The sequence below is a fragment of the Dokdonella sp. genome (assembly GCF_039926425.1).
In the GTDB taxonomy this organism is placed as follows: Bacteria; Pseudomonadota; Gammaproteobacteria; order Xanthomonadales; family Rhodanobacteraceae; genus Dokdonella_A.
The window spans coordinates 1-5,174 of the sequence record NZ_JBDSWZ010000217.1; the positions used below are offsets into that span (position 1 = coordinate 1).

4 protein-coding genes are annotated in these 5,174 nt (G+C 62.8%); all 4 read right to left on the reverse strand.

Annotated features, from left to right (window positions below):
- Positions 1-7: 7 nt before the first annotated feature.
- Positions 8-580 carry a potassium-transporting ATPase subunit KdpC gene (gene kdpC, locus ABIV12_RS12520; RefSeq protein ID WP_348059761.1) on the reverse strand — a complete coding sequence of 191 codons (573 nt, stop codon included), beginning with the start codon at positions 578-580 and terminating at the stop codon, positions 8-10.
- 36 nt (positions 581-616) lie between these two features.
- Positions 617-1,441: a TorF family putative porin gene (locus tag ABIV12_RS12525; protein ID WP_348059763.1), complete on the reverse strand. Its 825-nt coding sequence runs from the start codon at positions 1,439-1,441 to the stop codon at positions 617-619.
- Between the two features lie 107 nt (positions 1,442-1,548).
- Entirely contained in the window at positions 1,549-3,621 is a 2,073-nt protein-coding gene (kdpB, locus tag ABIV12_RS12530; protein WP_348059765.1) for a potassium-transporting ATPase subunit KdpB, read from the reverse strand.
- Between the two features lie 51 nt (positions 3,622-3,672).
- On the reverse strand, positions 3,673-5,174 hold a 1,502-nt coding region (gene kdpA / locus ABIV12_RS12535), incomplete at its 5' end, for a potassium-transporting ATPase subunit KdpA (RefSeq protein WP_348059768.1).

Below are 5,174 nucleotides of genomic sequence, written 5' to 3' on the forward strand. Positions count from 1 at the left end.
TTCATCGTCAGAGCTTTCCGTCAAGCGCCAGGTTGAGCTTCAACACGTTGACGCGCGGTTCGCCAAGCACTCCAAACTGCCGTCCGTCGGTCGCACGAGCGACGAAAGCGCTGACCTGGGCCTCGGCCAGTCCACGCAGGCGTGCGACCCGTGCGATCTGATAGTTCGCCGCTGCCGGCGAGATGTGCGGGTCGAGGCCACTCGCCGACGTCGTCACGAGATCGACCGGAACCGCCATTGCGTTGGAAGGATCCGCAGCGTGCAGTGCCTGCACGCGTTGCTTGACTGCGTCGGCGAGGGCCGGATTGGTCGGACCCAGATTGGAACCACCCGACGCGGCGGAATTGTTTGCAAAGGGTGCAGTCGCCGATGGGCGCCCCCAGAAATATTTCGGATCGGCAAACGCCTGTCCGATCAGCTCGGATCCGAGCGGCTTGCCGTCCCGTTCGATCAGGCTGCCGTTGGACGCGCGCGGAAAAAGGACCTGCGCGATCCCGGTGACCAGCAACGGATACGCAATGCCGGTGACGATGGTGAAAAGGACCAGCATGACGACGGATTGGCGGATGATCTTGCCCATGACACTCTCCAGGATTCAGCAGGACTTGCGACGGTTCTAGAACGTGCCTTGCAGCATCACGAATCCGCGCGTGCCACCCGTGTTGCGTGTGTCGGCGGCGTTGGTGAAACTCGCGGTGTGGCTGTAGAACGCATCATTGTTCGCGTAGGTGGCGCCAACACTGGCCGACCAGTGCGGATGGACCTGGAATTTCAGCGTTGCACCCAGATCGGTGTAGTCGGGATTCGACGCACCATTGCCAAGCGGCACTGCAAGACTCGTTGCAATGTCGGTGTACGCTGCGTGCAGTGCGAGACTCCACAGGTTGTTGAATGGAATCGCCGCATCGAGCTGGACGTACGCCGTTCCCCTGGAATCGTCGCGATAGCCCTGCTCGATGTCGAGGCCGAAATAGTCGGTCAGCGCGCGCGAGAATTTCAGCGTCACCCATTTCCACGTCAGCGCCGCATTGGCTTCCGCGGTGTTGAACGTGCGCGACGCGAGACCGACGTCGTCGAGATTCCCCTTCGGATACAGATACGTGTAGAGGCCAACACGCCACGACCAGTCCGTGTTGAATGACTGGCCGTAGCTTGCATAGAGATCCAGCTCAAGCGATGCGCCGGGGTAGCTCTTCCCGCTGATGCTCGATCCCCACAATCCGGCGGCGAATCCATTCGACAGCGCTAGATCTGCGCCACCCTGCACTGCCGGCGAACCCCAGGTCTGGGTCAAGCCGCGGAACATGTAGTCCGACGTCAGATCGATGTTGCCGGTGACGACCGACGAGGGCGATGTTGTTTCGGTCGTTTGCGCAGTGGCCGTCGTGACGCAGGCGATCAGGGCCAGCGCGAGTGCGCGGACAGGAGGGCTCATGGACATGTGAATTCCTTTGCAGGCGCGTGAATCGAGGCGGCGGCGTGGTCCCAGGTCGCTTCTGGCGTGACAGCGGAAACCGTGTGCATCAGATGGGTACGCATCGACATTCCTCAGGCAAGACCGGCGAACACGAGCAGCATGTCGATCACCTTGATGCCGACAAACGGCACGATCAGGCCGCTGAGACCGTAGACCAGCAGGTTGCGCCGCAGCAGTTCGCCGGCGCCGACCGCGCGCGAGCGGACGCCTTTCAGCGCAAGCGGAATCAGGCAGACGATGATCAGCGCATTGAAGATCACCGCCGACAGGATCGCGCTTTGCGGAGTCGCAAGGTGCATCACGTTGAGCGCATTCAATGCGGGATAGGTCGCCGCGAATGCCGCAGGAATGATCGCGAAATACTTCGCGACGTCGTTGGCCAGCGAAAACGTGGTCAATGCGCCGCGCGTGATCAGCATCTGCTTGCCAATCTCGACCACCTCGATCAGCTTGGTCGGGTTCGAATCGAGGTCGACCATGTTTCCGGCTTCCTTGGCCGCCTGCGTCCCGCTGTTCATCGCGACTGCAACGTCCGCCTGCGCAAGCGCGGGTGCGTCATTGGTGCCGTCGCCACACATCGCGACCAGCCGGCCTTCCGCCTGGATGTCGCGGATCAATTGCAGCTTCGCTTCCGGCGTTGCCTCGGCGAGGAAATCATCCACACCCGCCTCCGCCGCGATCGACGCCGCGGTGAGCGGGTTGTCACCGGTGATCATGATCGTCTTGATGCCCATACGACGCAGTTCGGAAAAGCGCTCGCGAATGCCGCCCTTGACGATGTCCTTCAGCTCGATCACACCGAGCGCTTGCGCATTTTCTGCCACCAGCAACGGAGTACCGCCCCTTCGCGCGATGTCTTCGGCGGCCTTGAGTACGGCGGGAGGCAGCGTGGTGCCGAGCGCAGCCAGATGATTGCGGATCGCATCGATCGATCCTTTGCGGATCGCGCGTCCGGAAACGTCGACGCCGCTCATTCGGGTCTGTGCGGTGAACGGCACGAAATGCGCATCGAGCTCATGCAATGCGCGTTCGCGAATTCCAAATTCCTCTTTCGCGAGCACGACAATGCTGCGGCCTTCGGGCGTTTCATCGGCCAACGACGCGAGCTGCGCGGTGTCTGCAAGCACCTCGAGCGCAACGCCGGGCGCCGGATGGAATGCAACCGCCTGGCGATTGCCGAGGGTGATCGTGCCGGTCTTGTCGAGCAGAAGAACGTCCACGTCGCCAGCCGCCTCGACTGCGCGTCCGGACATCGCGATCACGTTCGCCTGGATCATCCGGTCCATTCCGGCGATCCCGATCGCGGAGAGCAGGCCACCAATCGTCGTCGGGATCAGGCAGACGAGGAGTGCCACCAGCACGGTGAGCGTGACCGGATCGCCGTGGCCGGCGCTCTCCACCGCGTACAGCGAATACGGCAGCAGCGTCGAGCAGGCCAGCAGAAAAATCAGCGTGAACTTCGCCAGCAGGATGGTCAGCGCAATCTCGTTCGGCGTCTTGCGACGGCTCGCGCCCTCGACCATGGCGATCATCCGGTCGAGAAAGCTTTCACCGGGATTGCTCGCGATGCGGACAACGATCCAGTCCGACAGCACGCGCGTGCCGCCGGTGACCGAACTGCGGTCGCCACCCGATTCGCGGATGACCGGTGCCGACTCGCCGGTGACCGCGCTTTCGTCGACTGACGCCGCACCATCGACGACCTCGCCGTCCCCCGGAATGCTGTCGCCTGCGTTGACAACGACGAAGTCGCCCTTACGCAGGTCAGCGGCGGAAACGGACGTGACGTCCGCACGCGTCTGCGGGCTTGCGACCTTGTTGGCGACGACGTCGCGCCGCGCGCCGCGCAGCGAATTGGCTTGCGCCTTTCCGCGCCCTTCAGCGATTGCCTCGGCAAAGTTGGCGAACAGCAGCGTGAACCACAGCCAGATCGCGACCCAGAAAATGAAACCGGTCGGTGCTTCGCCGTGTCCGAGCAGCGCCTGCACCCATAGTGCTGTCGTCATGATGCTGCAGACGAGCACCACGAACATCACCGGGTTGCGGAACTGCTGGCGTGGCGAGAGTTTGCGAAACGCGTCGGCGATCGCCGGAACAAGAAGTTCCCGGCTCAACGCGCTGGTACGGGCAGTCATGGTCGTCATGTCGATTGATCCGGAAAGTGCGAGGGCGCGCGCGTGCGGGCGCGAAGTCGGTCAGTGCGCGAGCGAACCGAGATGCTCGGCGATGGGTCCGAGCGCGAGGGCGGGCAGGAACGTGAGTGCACCGACCACCACAACGACACAGGCAAGCAACACGACAAACAGGGGCGTGTGCGTGGGCAACGTTCCCGCCGATGAGGGCACCTGCTTCTTCGCCGCAAGCGATCCGGCAATTGCGAGCATCCCGATCGCGAGCGGGAAGCGCGCAAAGAACATGCAGATCCCAAGCAACGTGTTGTAGAAGGGCGTGTTGGCGGACAGGCCCGCGAACGCGCTGCCGTTGTTGTTCGACGCCGACGACAGCGCGTAGAGAATCTCGCTGAATCCGTGGGCACCAGGATTGGCGACGCCGGCAATCCCCGCTGGCGCCATCACCGCAATCGCGGTCCCGACCACCACCAGTGCGCAGGGAATCAGCACGACCAGGCTTGCCATCTTCATTTCATACGCTTCGATTTTCTTGCCGAGGTATTCGGGTGTTCGTCCGACCATCAGGCCGGCGATGAACACCGCGACGATCGCGAACGCGAGCATTCCGTAGAGACCGCTGCCGACTCCGCCGCCGATGACTTCGCCGAGCTGCATCAACCACATCGGCACCATGCCCCCAAGCGGCGTGTACGAATCGTGCATCGAGTTGACCGATCCGTTTGACGCGGCCGTCGTCGCCGTCGCCCACAGAGCTGAATTTGCAATGCCGAAGCGCACCTCCTTGCCCTCCATGTTGCCGCCCGCCTGCATCGCCGATGCAACCTGGTCTGCGCCGGCGGATGACAGTGCGGGATTGCCCGCCTGCTCGGCCATCGTGCAGGCGACCATCAGCGGTACGAAGATGATCAGCATCGTGGCCAACAGGGCCCAGCCCTGGCGACGGTCGCCGACCATGCTTCCAAACGTGTAGCAGAGCGCGAACGGGATCAGCAGGATTGCGATGACTTCAAGGAAATCGCTGAGCGGCGTCGGATTTTCGTAGGGGTGCGCGGAGTTGACGTTGTAGTACCCGCCGCCATTGGTCCCCAGCTGCTTGATCGCGATTTGCGACGCTGCAGGGCCAAGCGGCAGCAACTGCTCCGTGACAGGCGTGTCCTTGGTAACGTCCTTGCCGTCCGCACTCTTGACGGCTTGTCCGTCTGTGTCCTTGACGGTTTCCGTCTGCGTCGTGGCTTGCAGGAGCGGAACGGTTTCGTAGGGCTTGAAGTTCTGCGGCACTCCCTGCGCCGTCAGGATCAACGCCAGGACGAACGAGAGCGGCAGCAGGATGTACAGCGTGCTGCGTGTCATGTCGACCCAGAAATTGCCGACGCCTTGTGCGCTGTGACGCACAAAGCCGCGAATCAGTGCCATCAACACCGCGATTCCAGTCGCCGCCGACAGGAAGTTCTGCACAGCGAGGCCGAGCATCTGCGTCAGATAGCTCATCGTCGACTCGCCGCCGTAGCCTTGCCAGTTCGTGTTCGTCGCGAAGCTGATGGCGGTGTTCATCGCGGAGTCCGCAG